The organism is Streptomyces sp. NWU339 (assembly GCF_003143855.1).
In the GTDB taxonomy this organism is placed as follows: Bacteria; Actinomycetota; Actinomycetes; order Streptomycetales; family Streptomycetaceae; genus Streptomyces.
This window is the reverse complement of the sequence record NZ_QFRK01000053.1, coordinates 1-16,703: the sequence shown is the minus strand read 5'-3', so window position 1 is coordinate 16,703 and position 16,703 is coordinate 1. Positions and strand designations below refer to the sequence as shown.

The window sequence follows — 16,703 nt, the reverse complement described above, 5'->3', positions numbered from 1 at the left end:
GCGCCGTGAGCTCCGCACGGCGCACAAGGAGCCCTCGTGACCCTGATCGGCCGCACCCACGCGCGGGGCGTCGAAACGCTCTCCCTCGACGCCCCGGAGCGCCGCAACGCCCTGTCCGCCGCCCTCGTCGGGGAACTGGCCGGGGCGCTGACCGAGGCCGGCCAGGACACCGGCGTCCGCGCGGTGGTCCTCACCCACACCGGCAACACCTTCAGCGCGGGCGCCGACCTGCGCGACCCTCCTCCTCCCGAGGCCTTGGTGGGCCTGTTGCGGCAGATCGTCGAGCTGCCCAAACCGGTCGTCGCGCGGGTCACCGGGCACGTCCGCGCGGGCGGTCTCGGCCTGCTCGCCGCCTGTGACATCGCCGTCGCCTCCCACGCGGCGACCTTCGCCTTCACCGAGGTCCGTATCGGGGTCGCCCCGGCCGTCATCTCCCTGCCGCTGCTGCCCCGCACCGACCCGCGCGCGCTGGCCCGCTACTTCCTCACCGGCGAACGCCTCGACACGGCGGAAGCCGCCCGCATCGGCCTGCTCACCGCCGCCGGTGACGACGTGGACGAGACGCTCGCGCCTGTCCTCGACGGCCTGCGCAGATCCGCCCCCGAAGCCCTGGCCGAGACGAAACGGCTGCTCACGACTAGGGTGCTGGAGAACTTCGACCGGGACGCCGCCCACCTGACGGCGCTCTCGGCCCGCCTCTTCGCCTCCGCCCACGCGCGCGAGGGGATGACGGCCTTCCTCGAACGACGGGATCCGGAATGGGTGGTGTGAGCGCGGCGGCCGACCGTGCCGAACGCGTCCCCAAGCAGGACCGCAGCCGGGCCACCCGGCAGCGCCTCCTGGAGGCCGCCGTGGCCTGTCTCGCCGAACACGGCTGGGCGGGCTCCACGGTCCTCGTCGTCGCCGAGCGCGCCGGTGTCTCCCGGGGGGCGGCCCAGCACCACTTCCCGACCCGCGAGGACCTGTTCACGGCCGCCGTCGAGTACGTCGCCGAGGAACGCTCCACCGCGCTGCGCGCCCTCTTCCCCGAGGGAGCGGCCGCCGGTGACCGCCGCGCGGTGGTCACCGCCCTGGTCGACCTCTACACCGGGCCCCTGTTCCGTGCCGCCCTCCACCTGTGGGTCGCCGCCTCCGACGAGGAGCAGCTGCGCCCGCGCGTGACCGAACTGGAGGCGCGCGTCGGCCGCGAGACCCACCGCATCGCCGTCGACCTCCTGGGCGCCGACGAGACCCGCCCCGGCGTCCGCGAGACCGTCCAGGGCCTCCTCGACATGGCCCGCGGCCTGGGCCTGGCCAACCTCCTCACCGACGACGCGGCCCGCCGCGAACGGGTGGTGGGGCAGTGGGCGGCTCTCCTTGAGGGGGCACTTGAGGGGGCACTGGACGAGGCGCCGGACTGAGGCGGGGGGCCGTCGGCGGTCGGCGCCCGGGGGCCGGCGAGCGCGCCGTGCGCGGCGTGGCGCTCACGGGTGCGGCGCCGCACTCACGGGCTCAGCCGCTCCACCCTCCAGCCCCCGTCCGCCTGTGCCACGTACCGCAGGCGGTCGTGCAGGCGGTTCTCCCGGCCCTGCCAGAACTCCACCGCCTGCGGGGCCACCCGGAAACCGCCCCAGTGCGGCGGCACCGGCACCTGCTCGCCCTCCGGATACCGGGCCGCGAGCTCCGCGTACGCCGTGTCCAGCTCCGCACGGCTCGCGAGCACCGAGGACTGGCCGCTCGCCCACGCGCCCAGCTGTGAGCCGTGCGGCCGGGTGCGGAAGTAGGCGGCCGTCTCGTCCCGGCCGGTGCGCAGCGCGACCCCGGTGACGATGACCTGCCGGGCCATCGGATGCCACGGGAACAGCAGCGAGACGTACGGGTTCCCGGTCAGCTCGCGCCCCTTGCGGGAGTCGTAGTTCGTGTAGAACACGAACCCCTGCTCGTCGAAGTGCTTCAGCAGCACCGTACGGGAGCTGGGCCGGCCCAGCTCGTCCGCCGTGGAGACGACCATGGCGTTCGGTTCGAACAGCCCGCCGTCCGTCGCGGCCTGCTTGAACCAGCGCGCGAACTGCTCGACGGGAGTCGCGGCCAGATCGGTCTCGGAAAGCCCCTCGGCCCGGTACTGCTTGCGCATCGAGGCGAGAGCGAGGGGGACGGGGTCTCGGTCGGTCACGCCGTCATCCTGCCGTATGGACGGATCCCGTGGGGGCCCGGTGCCCCACCGTCTCGTATGGCACTGAGTGCCGTGAGACCTCCCCAAAAATGGCACTCAGGGATATTGTGCTGGCACCGGCCCGGTTGGGTGACCGCCCACCGGGCATCACAGGAGTGACCGGTGGTGTCCCGGACCGCGAGTCCTCGCAGGAGGACCGTGGATCCATCGGACGCGCACCCCGTTCCCGTCGACCGGCCCGCACGAGGTCGCCCCACCTCACGACACCCATCCCACGACACCCCCCACAACGACACCACTCCCCCACGACAGCATCATCCGTCGCCCACACCACGAGGAGCCGCCTGATGTCCGACTTCGTACCCGGGCTCGAAGGAGTCGTCGCGTTCGAAACGGAGATCGCCGAACCGGACAAGGAGGGCGGCGCTCTCCGGTACCGGGGCGTCGACATCGAGGATCTGGTCGGGCACGTCTCCTTCGGGAACGTCTGGGGCCTGCTCGTCGACGGCGCCTTCAACCCCGGCCTGCCGCCCGCCGAGCCGTTCCCGATCCCCGTCCACTCCGGTGACATCCGCGTCGACGTCCAGTCCGCGCTCGCCATGCTGGCCCCCGTCTGGGGTCTGGAACCGCTCCTCGACATCGACGCCGAGCAGGCCCGTGAGGACCTCGCCCGCGCCGCCGTCATGGCTCTCTCCTACGTCGCCCAGTCCGCGCGCGGCCAGGGCCGGCCCATGGTCCCGCAGCGTGAGATCGACAAGGCGCACTCCATCGTCGAACGCTTCATGATCCGCTGGCGCGGCGAACCCGACCCCAAGCACGTCGCCGCCGTGGACGCGTACTGGACCTCGGCCGCCGAGCACGGCATGAACGCCTCCACCTTCACGGCCCGCGTCATCGCCTCCACCGGCGCGGACGTGGCCGCGGCCCTCTCGGGCGCCGTCGGCGCCATGTCGGGACCGCTGCACGGCGGAGCCCCCTCACGGGTCCTCGGCATGATCGAGGAGATCGAGCGCACGGGCGACGCCGAGGCGTACGTGAAGCAGGCGCTCGACAGGGGCGAACGCCTCATGGGCTTCGGCCACCGCGTCTACCGCGCCGAGGACCCGCGCGCCCGTGTCCTGCGCCGCACCGCGCGCGACCTGGGGGCCCCGCGCTTCGAGGTCGCCGAGGCCCTGGAGAAGGCCGCCCTGGCCGAACTGCACGCCCGCCGCCCCGACCGCGTCCTGGCCACCAACGTCGAGTTCTGGGCCGCCATCGTCCTCGACTTCGCCGAGGTCCCGGCCCACATGTTCACCTCGATGTTCACCTGCGCCCGCACCGCGGGCTGGTCGGCCCACATCCTGGAACAGAAGCGCACCGGCCGCCTGGTCCGTCCCTCCGCCCACTACATCGGCCCCGGCAGCCGAGGCCTGCACGAGATCGAGGGCCACGCGGACCTCGCCCGCTGAGTGCGGGAGTCCTGAGAACCCGGGTCCCCGAACCCCCGGGACCCCGAAACCCCGAAAACGCAGACGACCCGCGAGTCTGGCCCTCCGAAGGAGGGGCCGGCCGGACGTACCGGCGACTCGCGGGTCGGGCGACTGCGTTGGGTTAGGCCGGTTGCGTGTATCTCGCACACGCCGGTCCGGCGCCGAACCGAGTACGGCGACGGGCCACTAGCCCGCAGCCACCTCTTCCGTCCGGTATTCATACATCTGCCGAACCACCTCCTCTCCGAAGTACCGCCAGCCTAAGAAGCGATTCCCTCCGGAGCAACCACTTTTTTCGGTGGTCCCCGAGCGCCGGTGGTGGACCGGTGCCGTCAGACGCCGAGCAGCTGCTTCAGCGGGTCGATGGCGAAGTAGACGAGGAAGAGCCCCGCGGTGCTCCACAGCAGCCAGTGCACCTCGCGGCCCTTGCCCAGGCATGCCTTGATGACCACGTAGGAGATGAAGCCGGCGCCGATGCCGTTGCTGATGGAGTAGGTGAACGGCATGACCACGACGGTCAGGAAGGCGGGGACGGCGAGCTCGAAGCGGTCCCAGTCGATGTGCCTGACCTGCGTCATCATCAGGAAGCCCACCGCGATCAGGGCGGGGGCCGCGGCCTGCATCGGCACGATGGTGAGCAGGGGGGTGAAGAAGAGGGCGAGGGCGAACAGGCCACCGGTGACGAGGTTGGCGAAGCCGGTCCGGGCACCCTCACCGACACCGGCGGCGGACTCGATGTAGGTGGTGGCGGACGAGGACGAGGAGGCACCGCCCGCGACGGCCGCCGCGCTGTCGATGAACAGGACCCGGCCCAGACCGGGGACCTGCCCGCGCTCGTCGAGCAGCCCGGCCTCGGCGGTGACGCCGACGACGGTGCCCATCGTGTCGAAGAAGTCGGACAGGATGAGCGTGAAGATCAGCAGGACGATGGTGAGCACGCCGATCTGACCGAACGCGCCCAGCAGGTCGAACTGCCCCAGGAGCCCGAAGTCGGGCGCGGCGACGGGGTTGCCGGGCAGCTCGGGGGCGGTGAGGCCCCAGCTCTTGACGTCGGCGAACTCGTTGACGACGACGGCGAACACCGTCATCGCCAGGATGCTGATGAGAATGGCGCCCCGCACCTTGCGGGCCATGAGGACGAACGTCAGCAGCACACCCAGGCAGAACACGAGCATGGGCCAGCCGGTGAGGGTGCCGGTGCCGAGCTGGACGGGCACGGTGCTGTTCGCGGCGTCCGGGATGCGGGTCACGAACCCGGAGTCCACGAAGCCGATGAAGGCGATGAACATGCCGATGCCGACGCTGATCGCCTGCTTGAGCGGCTGCGGGATGGCGTGCATGACGGCCTCGCGCAGACCGGTCAGCACCAGGACACAGATCAGCAGACCCTCGAGCACGACCAGGCCCATCGCGTCTTCCCAGGCCATCAGGGGAGCGATCTGGAAGGCGACGACGGCGTTGAGACCCAGACCCGCGGCCAGGGCGAGCGGCAGGTTGCCGGCCACACCCATGATCACGGTCATCACGGCGGCCACCAGGGTGGTGGCGGTCGCCAGCTGGGCGGCGCTCAGGGTGTGGCCGAACTTGTCCTCGGTGCTGCCCAGAATGATGGGGTTCAGCACCAGGATGTAGGCCATCGTGAAGAACGTGGCGAATCCGCCGCGTATCTCCCTGGCGTAGGTCGAGCCGCGTTCGCTGATGCGGAAGAACCGGTCGAGCGGGCCGTGGGCTCTGGCGGGCGCCGGGTCGGTCGGGTCGGTCGTGAGGGTCTGCATGGGTGGGTCTCCTGGGCGAGCAGGTGCGGGGAAGCGTGACGGCGACCGCCGGGCGCGTGCGGCATCGAAAATTTCGGGAATATCAAAAATGCCGGAAATGCCGAAAACACCGAAATCCAGACACACCTGCGGCAGACCGCCAGCGGATTCTACGAACCTGGACGATTTCCTCAAGCCCTTTGAGAAAAAGAGGAGTTGATTCCCTAGTTGGCCTCCCGTCGGTTCCTACAGAATTCGCGGCGACCTTCCCGTCATAACGGGAGGCAGGCGACAGGAGGGCATGGTGTTCACGGTGGGTCACTCCATACTCTCGGTGCGTGAACTCACCGCTCCCCTTCAACGCGCGCGCCGCCCGGACCCTGCGCGGGAAGGTCGGGATGGCCCCCGGCCACGTCGCCTACGGCATGCGCGCCTCCTACGGCATGACCCACATCACCCCCGACCACATCACCGCGTGGGAGCGCGGTGTCGCCCTGCCCACCGCCACCGAACTCACCGCTCTGGCCGGCGCGCTGTGGTGCTCCCCGAGCGACCTCATGGGTGCTCCCCGCACCCTGCGGGAACACCGGATCGCCAGCGGATTCGCCGCCGAGGACGTCGCCCGCGTCACCAGCCTGAGACTTCACGACTACCTCCGCATGGAGGAAACCGGGCAATGGACCGGCGACCGACGGCAGTCGGCCAAACTGGGTGCCCTCCTCAAGCTCCCCCCGAGGGACTTCGTCGCCATCACCGGCGGGGAGGCGGAACTCACCCGGCTGCTCGCCGAGGCCGTCTCCACCCGCTGGCAGGCCCACATCCGCGACATCGCCCGCCTTCTCTCGATGGAACGCCGCGATCTGCAGGACCCGCTGCGCACCATGCACACCGAGTACCAGTCCCTCATGGCGGCCACCCTCAGCAGAGGCGGCGGCGCCAATGCCTCCGGCGAGCAGGGGCGGCGCTACCTCGACGACATCGTGGACCACTTCTGGTCCCATTTCCCGGAGGGGTGACGCCCCCTGCCGCCCGCGCGTGAGGACGCCGAACCCGGCCGGCCGTGCCGCAGCGCCGCGACGCTGCGGCACGGCCGGCCGGGATGACGCCGGGGCCGTACGACGATTCCTTCGATGATTCCTTCGATGTTGCGGGAACCCGATGTGCGCTGGGTCACGTTCAAGTTGAATGATGGCAAGTGAGTGAACCGATGTGCCGTACGTGCGGACGCGGCCTGCAGGGGGTCCAGGTGAGTGCTTCCCGGCGTAGTGGGGCCACCGACGAACTGGGGCCCGACGAGCCCGAGCGGGAGAGTTCGGGCGGGTCCGGGCGGGAGAGCCCGGGTGGGTCCGGGCGGGAGAGTCCGGCCGGATCCGATCTGCTGGCCGCGTTGTTGGACGGCATGGACGCCGCCCTGTGCGCTCTCGACGCGGACGGGGTGGTGACGCACTGGAACCGGGAGGCGGAGCGCGTCCTCGGCTGGACCGCGGCCGAGGCGGTGGGCCGGCGGGGGTTCGCCGGATGGGCGGTGCGCGGCGCCGACGCCGCGGAGGTGGAGGCGCGGCTGATGTCGGCCATGGGCGCGCCGGGCCGGCAGGTGCACGAGTTCGCGCTGCTGACGAAGGACGGCGGCCGGGTGCTGGTGCGGACGCAGTCCGCGGCCGTGCGCGGGCCGGACGGGAAGCCGGCGGGCGTGTACTGCGCGTTCAGCGAGGTGCACGCGCAGATCGACCTGGAACGGTCGATCGCGCTGAGCGAGGCGCTGCTGGAGGACGCGAGCTGGGGCGTCGTGCTCGTCGACGCCGATCTGCGGCCCGCCGTGGTGAACCCGCACGCGGCCCGCGCGCTCGGCACGGGGCGCGGGTCCGTGCTGGGACGGCCGCTCGGGGAGCTGCTGTCGCAGGGTGTGGAGGAGCTGGAGAGCGCGCTCACCCATGTGCTGGCCGAGGGCGCCCCGCCCGCGCCCGCCGACATCTGGGTGAGCGTGCGGGAGCCGGAGGGCGAGCGGCGGCGGTGCTGGCGGTGCGGATTCGTGCGGCTGTCGTCGCCGCTGGCGGAGGAGCCGGTGCCGCTCGGCGTGGGCTGGCTGTTCCAGGACGTGACCGAGTCCCGGCAGGGCGAGCAGGAGGCGTCGCTGGTGCGGTTCCGCGGGCAGCAGCTGCACCGGGCGGCGCGGGCGGCGGCCGAGTGCGAGGACCCGGCGGAGGCGGTCACCGTCCACCTGGACTTCGCGCTGGCCGGATTCGCCGACCACGCGCTGATCGACCGGGTGGCCGACCGGGGGCCCGACGGGACGGCGGACGAGGGGGAGAGCGCCGGGCGGGTCCGGCTGGTGCGGATCGCGGCCACCCCTGCCGGGGCGCCGGGGCCGAGCCGACTGGCCGGGCGGGCGGGTCTGCCGGTGCGGTACCGCGAGGGGCACCCGGCGCTGCAGTGCGTGGAGCGGGCCGGCTCGGTGCGGGCCGACGCGGGGGCGGTGCCGGCGGAGGAGGCACGTGTGTGGGCGGTGTCCCGGCAGTGGCCGGCGGACGCGGCACACGCCCTGTGCACGGTGCTGCGCAGCCGCGGCCGGACGCTGGGCGCCGTGACGTTTCTGCGCGGTCCGGGCCGGAGCGCGTTCGAACGCTCCGACGCGGTGTACGCGGAGGACGTGGCCGCACGCATCGCCATGGCCCTGGACCTGGCGGGAGTGACCGGGCGGCCGGAGTGACGGCGGGTTCTCAGCGCCGGTAGAAGATCCGGTCGGCGTACTGGTCCAGGACGCGGCCGTTCCAGTCGTGGCCGCCGTCGACGTTGCCGGAGCGCAGGAGCGGGGGCTCGACGCCCCGCTCGGCCAGGGTGGCGGCGGCGGTGGCCACGACCGCCTGGAGCAGGGCCGCGGTGACGACCGTGGAGGCGGGGGCGAAGGGGGCGGGGACGTCGTCCAGGGTGAGCTCCGCGTCGCCGACCGCGATCTTGGAATCCAGGACGAGGTCGCAGTGGTCCTTCAGGTACGTCCCCGACACGTGCCGGGACGTCGTCTCCGCCGCGTACGCCACCGAGGTCACGCCGATGACCCTCATGCCCAGGGCACGGGCGCTCATGGCCATCTCCACCGGGAGCGCGTTGCGCCCGGACAGGGAGACGATCACCAAGGCGTCGCCCTCGCGGGCCGGTGACGCGTCGAGCACGGCGCTCGCGAGGCCGTCGACGCGTTCGAGGGCGGAACCGAGGGTGGCCGGCATCACGTCGACGCCGACGACACCCGGGACGGCGAGCAGGTTCATCAGGGCGAGTCCACCCGCGCGGTAGACGATGTCCTGCGCGGCGAGCGAGGAGTGGCCGGCGCCGAAGGCGAAGAGGCGCCCGCCGTCCGCGACCGTGTCCGCGAGCAGGGTGCCCGCGGCCGCCACGGAGTCGGCCTCCTCGTCGCGGACCCGGTGCAGCAGGTTGATCGCGGCGTCGAGGAACCGGTCGGCCGGCGTGCGGTCGCTCATGGAGGACCATCCCTTCGGGGTGGGCTGCTGCGGATCACCGTGCGGTCCGGACCAGCGCCGTGTCAACATGGCGGCAGGGGCCGGGCAGACCTCCGCGGCAGCCTGTACCACCCGGCGAATGCCCGGCGTTTCCACGGCATGCCCCGGTTGTCGGCGCGATGGGTCAGAATTGAGTCCAGGGCCAGCACATGCGCCGGTGAGCCGTCCAGCCTCCGGCAGAGCCAATCGCAGATCTCATCGAGGGGCACGTATGTCCGGACTGATCGACACCACGGAGATGTATCTCCGCACCATCCTCGAGCTGGAGGAGGAAGGCGTGGTCCCCATGCGCGCCCGGATCGCCGAGCGGCTCGACCAGAGCGGGCCGACGGTCAGTCAGACGGTGGCCCGGATGGAGCGTGACGGCCTGGTGTCCGTCGCCAGCGACCGGCATCTGGAGCTGACGGAGGAGGGCCGTCGGCTGGCCACCCGGGTGATGCGCAAGCACCGCCTCGCCGAGTGCCTGCTCGTCGACGTGATCGGCCTGGAGTGGGAGCAGGTGCACGCCGAGGCCTGCCGCTGGGAGCACGTGATGAGCGAGGCCGTCGAGCGTCGCGTGCTGGAGCTGCTGCGGCACCCGACCGAGTCGCCCTACGGCAACCCGATCCCGGGCCTGGAGGAGCTGGGCGAGAAGGACGGCGCCGTCCCGTTCCTGGACGAGGGCATGGTGTCCCTGGCCGATCTCGACCCGGGGCTCGAGGGCAAGACGGTCGTGGTGCGCCGCATCGGCGAGCCGATCCAGACGGACGCGCAGCTGATGTACACGCTGCGCCGCGCGGGCGTGCAGCCCGGCTCGGTGGTCAGCGTGACGGAGTCGGCGGGCGGTGTGCTGGTGGGCAGCGGCGGCGAGGCGGCCGAGCTGGAGACGGACGTCGCCTCCCACGTGTTCGTCGCCAAGCCCTAGGGCCCGGGGCCTGGGGCCTGTCGCCGCATCGCCGAATTGAACCCCCAACTCGTCTCTTCCGGGAGGGAGTTGGGGTTTCGGTGTGATCGCGTCGAATCCGAGATTCGGTGTGCCGAAGTGCAGCGCTCGCCGGGTTCGCATGCGAGGCTGTCGCGTGAGGCATATGACGCGAGGGGCTCTGGGCCGGGTCCGGCACGATGTCGCCCGGCCGGGGAGGGGCGGAGGATGTGCCGTGAGTACGTGAGGGGCCCCGGCGCCGTGCGGCGCCGGGGCCTGTCCTCCCCAGTGCTGACCCGGAGCCCCGAGCTCCCAGGGTCATTCCCCTCGAACCGGTCTCCCCGAGCGGTTCGCCTCCCGCTGAAGATCTCCCCTCGATCACGACGATCAATCCCCGAGGGGTGTCACTCGATCGAGGGGTGTTGGCGGCGAGAACGGGGTTCTCGAAAGCACATTCGATAATCTGTGCGGGGCGGCAACAGCAGGCAGGGCAAGCAGCACGGCAGGCAGCGAGCTTGGGGGTGCCAACACGATGGCGCGACGTATCGACGTGACGGGGGCGGACGGCGTACGGCTCGCCGCCTGGGAGTTCGGTGATCCCCCCAAGACCGGAAGCGACCCGGCGGAGCACGCCGCCGGGAACACGAGCGTGCTGTTGTTGCACGGACTCATGGGGCGGGCTTCGCACTGGGCGCCCACCGCCCGCTGGCTCTCCGGGCGGTACCGGGCCGTCGCCCTCGACCAGCGTGGCCACGGTCGCAGCGACAAGCCCGCGCAGGCCTCGTTCACCCGGGACGCCTATGTCGACGACACCGAGGCAGCCCTGGAGCAGCTGGGCCTCGGCCCGACCGTCCTCATCGGCCACGCGATGGGCGCGCTGACCGCCTGGCAGCTGGCCGCCAAGCGGCCGGACCTGGTGCGCGGGGTGATCATCTGCGACATGCGGGCCTCCGCGCTCGGGGCCGCCTCGCAGCGCGAGTGGGCCCAGTGGTTCAAGGCCTGGCCCCTCCCGTTCGCCACGCTCGCCGACGTACGCAAGTGGTTCGGCGAGGACGACCCCTGGGTGGAGCGGCCGAACCCGGCCCGCGGTGAGTTCTACGCCGAGGTGATGGCCGAGTCCCCGGACGGGTGGCGGCCGGTCTTCGACCCGGACCAGATGCTCCGCTCCCGCGAGACCTGGGTGTACAACGCGCACTGGGAGGAGCTGGCCCAGGTGCGGTGCCCCACCCTGGTGGTCCGCGGCCTCGACGGCGAACTGGGGCGCGCGGAGGCCCAGGAGATGGTCCGCGTCCTGCCCCGCGGCCAGTACGCGGAGGTGGCCGACGCCGGCCACCTGGTCCACTACGACCAGCCGGAGGCCTGGCGGACGGCGATCGAGCCGTTCCTGGCCGCCCTCCGCGCCGGCTGAGCCCGGCCGCCCGTACCGCTTACCCGGGGTGCTCAGCCCTTGCTGACCGCTGTGAGGATCTCCGGGAGGCGGCGGGCCGTGCGCGGGGCGGCGAGACGGAGGCCGAGCAGGCCGATGGCGGCGCCGTACACCGTGCCCACCGGGAGCAGCAACCACGTCCGGCCCTCGCCGCCCGCGCTCACGTTCAGCCAGATCGTGAGCGCGATGACCGGTGCGCACAGCACGGCCGCCGCCACCATGCCACCGAAGATCGAGATCCAGGCGAGGCCGGTCTGCCCCGGCGCGACGTTCTTGTAGCCCTCCTGCGGAATGGAGTAGGGGAAGCACGCCGACGTCCACGCGCCGGTCGCGAGCATCGCGCCCAGCAGGGCGAAGGACAGCCCCAGGGCCTCCGGCAGCCGGGGCCAGTCGCCGAGCATCGCGGTGGTCAGGACGGTCACGAGCGTGGCGTAGGGCAGCGTGATCAGCAGCAGGGCCAGGGCACGGGCGCGGAGCTCGACGTAGGCGTCCCGGGTGTCGGCGATCGTCATCGCGACCATCCAGAACGCCGAGGTGTCCTGGCCGAACTGGTTGTACATCATGATGCCGAGCATCCCGGCGGCGAAGCAGGCGAAGTAGACCGAGCCGGTGCCCTGCCAGGCGTTGAACACCGGCACGATCAGCCCGATGGCCAGCGAGGTCACCCACGCCGCCTTGGTCTTGGGGTCGCGCCAGACGTAGCGGAGGCCGCGCTCCATGACCGTGCCGGTGCGTCCCGCGGGCAGCAGCCGGGCCGGCCCGGTCGAGGCGCGGTCGCGCACGGCCGCCTCGCCGCTCTGCAGGGTGGAACCGTCGGGCGAGGTCATCAACAGGGTCAGCGACCGCGACCACAGCGCGAGCAGCGCCACCAGCGCCCCGACGCTCAGGGCGAACTGGGCGACGGCGATCCCGTACGAGCCTTCGCCCACCGAGTGCACCGCGCCGATCGCGGACGCCGGAGGGATCCAGCGCACCACGTCCGCCACAGGTCCGAGCTGTTCGAGACCGGAGGCACCGAGCCGCTGCGCACCGAAGTTGACCAGTTGCGCCCCGACCGCGATCAGGAGTCCGCTGAGCACCGCGAGGTCGCGTCCCTTGCGGCTGGTCAGCAGCCGTACGTTGGCGGTGGCGACCGCACGGGCCAGCGCCACGCACACCAGCAGCGCCAGCGGGACGGCGAGGGCACTGACGGCGAACGCCGCCCCGCCGTGCGCGACGGCGATCACCGACCCGACGAGCATGCACAGCGTGAACAGCGGTCCGATGCCGACCAGCGAGGCGATGAGCAGGGCCCGCACCAGCGGCCGGGGCCGCAGCGGCAGCATCACCAGCCGGGTCGGGTCGAGCGTCTCGTCACCGCTGGGGAAGAACAGCGGCATCACCGCCCAGCCCAGTGCCAGTACCGCCACCAGCAGCACGACCAGCGACTCGGCGTGGTCGACGCGGCGCAGCACGACGAGGCCGACGAGCTGGAGCGCGGCGAACAGCAGGGCGACGACGGCCGAGGCGATGTACGCGGCCTTGCGCCCACCGGACTGCCGCAGTCCGTTGCGCAGCAGGGACAGTTTCAGCCGGACGAAGACCGGGGTGATCGCGGGGGCGGAGGCGGCCGCGGGGGAGGGTGCGGTCGCGGGAGCGGGGACGGGGACGGGGGCGCTCACCGGGATCCGCCGCCCAGCCAGTCGAGCTCGGAGCCGGTGTCGCGGCCGTGCGCACCGACGAGTTCCAGGAACGCCGTCTGGAGCGAGGGCGCCGTCCCCGCGCACCTCGGCGAGCGGTCCGTGGGCACGGATCCGGCCCGCGGCCATCACCGCGACCCAGTCGCACAGCGACTCGACGAGTTCCATGACGTGGGAGGAGAACACGACCGTGGCGCCGGACGCGGTGTACCGCTCCAGGACGCCCCGGATGATCTGCGCCGAGACCGGGTCGACCCCCTCGAACGGCTCGTCCAGGAACAGCACTTCGGGGTTGTGCAGGAGCGCGGTGGCGAGGCCGATCTTCTTGCGCATACCGGTCGAGTAGTCGACGACCAGCTTGTGCTGGGCCCCGGCCAGGTCGAGGACGTCGAGCAGCTGGGTGGCGCGCTTGTCGACCTCGGCGCCGGGCAGGCCGCGCAACCGGCCGGAGTAGGCGAGCAGCTCACGCCCCGACAGCCGCTCGAACAGCCGCAGTCCCTCCGGCAGCACCCCGATCCGTGCCTTGACCTCGACCGGGTCGCGCCACACGTCGTGTCCCACGACCTCGACGGTGCCCTGATCGGGCCGCAGCAGCCCGGTCACCATCGACAGCGTGGTGGTCTTCCCCGCTCCGTTCGGCCCGACGAGCCCGATGAACTTGCCCGCGGGCAGCTCCAGATCGATGCCGGCCACCGCGATCTGCTGACCGAACCGCTTCCAGAGCCCCTGTACACGTACGGCGGATGAACCCACCCCTGCTCCCTCCGTCATACGAGCACCCTAACGGGGGAGGGTGATCCGCGAGGGGCCGGAGCGCACGGGCACACACCGCCCCGACCGACCGCGCCCCACGCCGACCGGGGCACCTCCACGGACCCCGCAGCCCCGGTGTTCCCGTGGGCCCTGTGCCCCGGTGGTCCGATCGGTCCTGACGGTTCCGTCGGTCCCGTCGGTCCCGGTGGCCCTGCCGGTCCTGCGGGTTCCGTTGTCCTGCCGGGTCCGGTGGTCGGTTCTGCCGGTCCTACTGGCCCTGCCGGCGCCTGAGCTCCTGCCGGTCCTGCCGGTCACGGCGGTCCTGGCGGTCGCGGCCGCAGGCGTAGGCGAGGGGGGAGATCAGTTCCGTCGCGTCCGGCAGCCAGCGGTTCGCCGGGGTCGGCCTGCTGGCCCACTGCACGGCCCCCCTGGACCCGAACCGCGTGGGCGGCGCCGCCACGTACGCCCCCTCGCCCCGCACGCTCAGCTCGAGCGGGGACAGCGACCAGCCCAGGGAGCGGATCAGACCCGGCACCTTCGTCGAGGCGCCGGGGAGCACGAAGAACTCCATGCGCCCGGCCGGACTCAGGGTCACCGGACCGAGCGTCAGTTCCATCCGCTCCATCCGGGCCAGCGCCAGGAACCCGGCCGTATCGGGGACGGAGATCGTGTCGAAGGCGTGGCCGGTGGGCAGCAGGATCGAGGCCGTCGGCCACATCTGCCACATGCGGCGCACGGTGGCCGCACTGCCGGTCGCCTGGGCCGCCCAGTCCGAGCGCGCCGGGTGTGCGCCGGGTGCCGGGCACCCCGTGACGCCGCACGAGCAGCGGTGCACCCCGTTCACGGCCTCCAGCCAGGTGCCCGCGAACACGTCCCAGTGCCGCTCCTCGGTATACCGCACTGCGGTCTCCAGCAGGGTTTCTCCGCGCTGCTTCGGGATGTGTCCGGCGCCGGTGCCCGGGATCGTCTCTTCCACGATGAACACAACTACGTCCGTCACCAGGGGTTACGCCCGTGTCCATGCGCGGGGGAGGAGCACTTGCTCCGCGCCCGGGGCGCATGGGTGCATCCGCGGGGGCGCGCAAGAGGATCCACGTCCCCGGGTGGGTAGCCAGGAGTGGGTGGCCGATGGTTACCGGTGGTGGCCGGCCGGCGGCCGCGACCGGGAGCGGGCGGCCGGGCGGGGCAGGCGCCAACTGTCACCCCGGCAATCCGTACATGCCTCGCATCTTCGGCACCTCGGCGGGGCATTGATCTTCAGGGCCGGAACTTTTGCTCCTGGTCGAGAGGAGATGTCAGGAGATGCCGGGTCTCCGGTCGCGGAAGACACGTCAACTCGGTGCGTGGGCAGGCACCGCAGCCACAGGGGGTGTGCCATGGCCGCAAGGCCTCTCGTCGCGCGGCAGCCGAACGAACGACTGCAGGCGCTCATTCAGGAAGCCGGGTGCTCCAACGCCGGGCTGGCCCGCAGGGTCAACCTGTGCGGCGCCGAACACGGCCTCGACCTGCGCTACGACAAGACGTCGGTGGCCCGCTGGCTCCGCGGACAGCAGCCGCGGGGCCGGGCGCCGGCGATCATCGCGGAGGCGCTCGGACGCAAACTGGGCCGCACGGTCACGATCGACGAGATCGGCATGGCCAACGGCAAGAACCTCGCGTCGGGCGTCGGTCTCCAGTTCTCGCCGACGGTGCTGGGGGCCATCGAGCAGGTCTGCGAGCTGTGGCGCAGTGATGTGGGCCGGCGGGACTTCCTGTCCGGCTCCTCCGTCGCCGCGTCCGCCCTGGTGGAGCCGAGCCGGGACTGGCTGATCTCCGCCCCCGACTCGCAGGTGGCGCGCTCGGTCGGGCCGCGGGTCGGGCGGTCCGACGTGGGGGCCGTGCGGTCGATGACGCAGGCCTTGGTGGACCTGGACCACCAGTACGGCAGCGGGCATGTGCGTCCGGTCGTCGTGCACTACCTCAACAGCGTCGTCTCGGGGCTGCTCGCGGGGTCGTACCGGGAGGCCGTGGGGCGGGAGTTGTTCGCGGCGGTCGCCCGGCTGACCGAACTCGCCGGGTACATGGCGATCGACACCGGGCAACCGGGCCTCGCCCAGCGCTACTACATCCAGGCGCTGCGGCTGGCCCAGGCGGCCGGCGACCGCGGCTACGGCGGGTACGTACTGGCCGCCTCCATGAGCCATCTGGCCGCGCAGCTCGGAAACCCGCGGGAGATCGCGCAGTTGGCGCGAGCCGCGCAGGAAGGCGCGCGGGGCCGGGCGACCCCCCGCGCGCAGGCGATGTTCCGTGCGGCGGAGGCACGCGGGCACGCGCTGATGGGCGACGCGCACGCCGCACAGATCGCGGCCGGGCACGCGATCAGCGCCATGGAGGCGGCCGATCCGGCGTCGGGGGACGATCCCGTGTGGATCGCACACTTCGACGAGGCCTACCTGGCCGACGAGTTGGCGCACTGCCACCGGGATCTGGGACAGGCCGAGGCGGCCGCGCGGTGCGCGCTCGAGGCCCTGGCCGGGCATCCGGAGTCCCGGGCCCGGCGCCGGGCGATCGGCTATGTGCTGCTGGCCACCGCGCAGGTGCAGCAGCGGGAGGTCGAACAGGCCTGCAGTACGGGCCTGAAAGCGGTGGAACTGCTCGACGGGCTCAGGTCGAACCGCGGTGCCGAGTACCTGGAGGACTTCCGGCAGCGACTGGAGCCGTATCAGGAGGAGCCGGTGGTGCGGGAGTTCGGCGCACGTGTCGCCCTCCCGACCGCGGCATGAACACGAACACGAACATGAACAAGGGCGGGAGTACTAGTACTAGGGCGCGTATCGAGTCGTGATCAATGGGCGCCTCGGGTGAGGTCTTTGATCCAGATCATCGAGGCGCGCAGGTGGAGGCCGGCGAGGTAGCTCTCCGGGGTCTTGTCGTACCGGGTGGCGATACCTCGCCAGGCCTTCAGCTTGTTGATCAGGCGCTCGACGGTGTTCCTCTCCTTGTAGAGGTCGGCGTCGTGGCGGACGGGCCGGCCGCCCCTGGAGCCCTTCTTCTTCCGGTTGGCGGCCTGGTCCGACT

The 16,703-nt window shown here is 72.1% G+C and carries 13 protein-coding genes and 2 pseudogenes; 8 read left to right on the top strand and 7 right to left on the bottom strand.

Annotation, left to right across the window (positions count from 1 at the left end):
• The first annotated feature begins 36 nt into the window (after positions 1-36).
• Together DIZ27_RS36470 and DIZ27_RS36465 are read left to right on the top strand one after the other, a co-directional pair.
• Positions 37-771, top strand: coding sequence for an enoyl-CoA hydratase family protein (locus DIZ27_RS36470; protein ID WP_109382690.1), 735 nt, complete (start codon positions 37-39; stop codon positions 769-771).
• Positions 759-1,400: a TetR/AcrR family transcriptional regulator gene (locus DIZ27_RS36465; protein WP_109382689.1), complete on the top strand. Its 642-nt coding sequence runs from the start codon at positions 759-761 to the stop codon at positions 1,398-1,400. The genes DIZ27_RS36470 and DIZ27_RS36465 overlap by 13 nt, the downstream gene beginning before the upstream one ends.
• Before the next feature lie 83 nt (positions 1,401-1,483).
• Here the strand turns inward: DIZ27_RS36465 and pdxH are convergent, their stop codons facing one another.
• Entirely contained in the window at positions 1,484-2,152 is a 669-nt protein-coding gene (pdxH, locus tag DIZ27_RS36460) for a pyridoxamine 5'-phosphate oxidase (protein WP_109382688.1), read from the bottom strand.
• A 347-nt stretch (positions 2,153-2,499) separates the two neighbouring features.
• Between pdxH and DIZ27_RS36455 the strand changes: the two genes are divergently transcribed.
• A complete protein-coding gene (locus tag DIZ27_RS36455; RefSeq protein WP_109382687.1) occupies positions 2,500-3,600 on the top strand; it encodes a citrate synthase 2 in 1,101 nt (366 codons plus the stop codon).
• A gap of 353 nt (positions 3,601-3,953) precedes the next feature.
• Here the strand turns inward: DIZ27_RS36455 and DIZ27_RS36450 are convergent, their stop codons facing one another.
• Positions 3,954-5,396, bottom strand: a complete 1,443-nt coding sequence (locus tag DIZ27_RS36450; RefSeq protein WP_109382686.1) for an NCS2 family permease — start codon at positions 5,394-5,396, stop codon at positions 3,954-3,956.
• 317 nt (positions 5,397-5,713) lie between these two features.
• Here DIZ27_RS36450 and DIZ27_RS36445 point away from each other — a divergent pair, with 317 nt between their 5' ends.
• Complete coding sequence (locus tag DIZ27_RS36445; RefSeq protein ID WP_109382685.1) at positions 5,714-6,391, top strand: helix-turn-helix transcriptional regulator; 678 nt, start codon at positions 5,714-5,716, stop codon at positions 6,389-6,391.
• A 230-nt stretch (positions 6,392-6,621) separates the two neighbouring features.
• Complete coding sequence (locus tag DIZ27_RS36440) at positions 6,622-8,082, top strand: PAS domain-containing protein (protein ID WP_258308700.1); 1,461 nt, start codon at positions 6,622-6,624, stop codon at positions 8,080-8,082.
• 10 nt (positions 8,083-8,092) lie between these two features.
• On the opposite strand, the gene DIZ27_RS36435 is transcribed toward DIZ27_RS36440, so the two are convergent.
• On the bottom strand, positions 8,093-8,848 hold the full coding sequence (locus DIZ27_RS36435; RefSeq protein ID WP_109382683.1) for an SIS domain-containing protein: 756 nt from the start codon (positions 8,846-8,848) through the stop codon (positions 8,093-8,095).
• Positions 8,849-9,098: 250 nt separating this feature from the next.
• On the opposite strand from DIZ27_RS36435, the gene DIZ27_RS36430 reads away from it, so the two are divergent.
• Together DIZ27_RS36430 and DIZ27_RS36425 are read left to right on the top strand one after the other, a co-directional pair.
• The gene (locus tag DIZ27_RS36430; protein ID WP_109382682.1) at positions 9,099-9,791 is read left to right on the top strand and encodes a metal-dependent transcriptional regulator; all 693 of its coding nucleotides are present in this window, start codon (positions 9,099-9,101) and stop codon (positions 9,789-9,791) included.
• Positions 9,792-10,320: 529 nt separating this feature from the next.
• The gene (locus DIZ27_RS36425; protein WP_109382681.1) at positions 10,321-11,196 is read left to right on the top strand and encodes an alpha/beta fold hydrolase; all 876 of its coding nucleotides are present in this window, start codon (positions 10,321-10,323) and stop codon (positions 11,194-11,196) included.
• 32 nt (positions 11,197-11,228) lie between these two features.
• Here the strand turns inward: DIZ27_RS36425 and DIZ27_RS36420 are convergent, their stop codons facing one another.
• The 3 genes and pseudogenes from DIZ27_RS36420 to DIZ27_RS36410 all read right to left on the bottom strand — a co-directional run bounded on the left by DIZ27_RS36420 (position 11,229) and on the right by DIZ27_RS36410 (position 14,631).
• Entirely contained in the window at positions 11,229-12,875 is a 1,647-nt protein-coding gene (locus DIZ27_RS36420; RefSeq protein ID WP_181383861.1) for a transporter, read from the bottom strand.
• Positions 12,872-13,664 (bottom strand): annotated as a pseudogene (locus DIZ27_RS36415) (ABC transporter ATP-binding protein). The gene DIZ27_RS36420 and the pseudogene DIZ27_RS36415 overlap by 4 nt, the downstream one beginning before the upstream one ends.
• Before the next feature lie 250 nt (positions 13,665-13,914).
• The gene (locus tag DIZ27_RS36410) at positions 13,915-14,631 is read right to left on the bottom strand and encodes a bifunctional DNA primase/polymerase (protein WP_181383860.1); all 717 of its coding nucleotides are present in this window, start codon (positions 14,629-14,631) and stop codon (positions 13,915-13,917) included.
• Between the two features lie 391 nt (positions 14,632-15,022).
• Here DIZ27_RS36410 and DIZ27_RS36405 point away from each other — a divergent pair, with 391 nt between their 5' ends.
• The gene (locus DIZ27_RS36405; protein ID WP_109382680.1) at positions 15,023-16,408 is read left to right on the top strand and encodes a transcriptional regulator; all 1,386 of its coding nucleotides are present in this window, start codon (positions 15,023-15,025) and stop codon (positions 16,406-16,408) included.
• Positions 16,409-16,470: 62 nt separating this feature from the next.
• Here the strand turns inward: DIZ27_RS36405 and DIZ27_RS36400 are convergent.
• Positions 16,471-16,703, bottom strand: a pseudogene (locus tag DIZ27_RS36400) (IS5/IS1182 family transposase); the annotation flags it as partial.

What these genes read in the sequence shown, in the direction of transcription:
- DIZ27_RS36465 (WP_109382689.1), top strand. Translation starts at nt 759, where the DNA reads ATGGGTGGTGTGAGCGCGGCGGCCGACCGTGCCGAACGCGTCCCCAAG.
- DIZ27_RS36425 (WP_109382681.1), top strand. Translation starts at nt 10,321, where the DNA reads ATGGCGCGACGTATCGACGTGACGGGGGCGGACGGCGTACGGCTCGCC.
- DIZ27_RS36435 (WP_109382683.1), bottom strand. Translation starts at nt 8,848, where the DNA reads ATGAGCGACCGCACGCCGGCCGACCGGTTCCTCGACGCCGCGATCAAC.
- DIZ27_RS36455 (WP_109382687.1), top strand. Translation starts at nt 2,500, where the DNA reads ATGTCCGACTTCGTACCCGGGCTCGAAGGAGTCGTCGCGTTCGAAACG.
- DIZ27_RS36450 (WP_109382686.1), bottom strand. Translation starts at nt 5,396, where the DNA reads ATGCAGACCCTCACGACCGACCCGACCGACCCGGCGCCCGCCAGAGCC.
- DIZ27_RS36430 (WP_109382682.1), top strand. Translation starts at nt 9,099, where the DNA reads ATGTCCGGACTGATCGACACCACGGAGATGTATCTCCGCACCATCCTC.
- DIZ27_RS36405 (WP_109382680.1), top strand. Translation starts at nt 15,023, where the DNA reads ATGGCCGCAAGGCCTCTCGTCGCGCGGCAGCCGAACGAACGACTGCAG.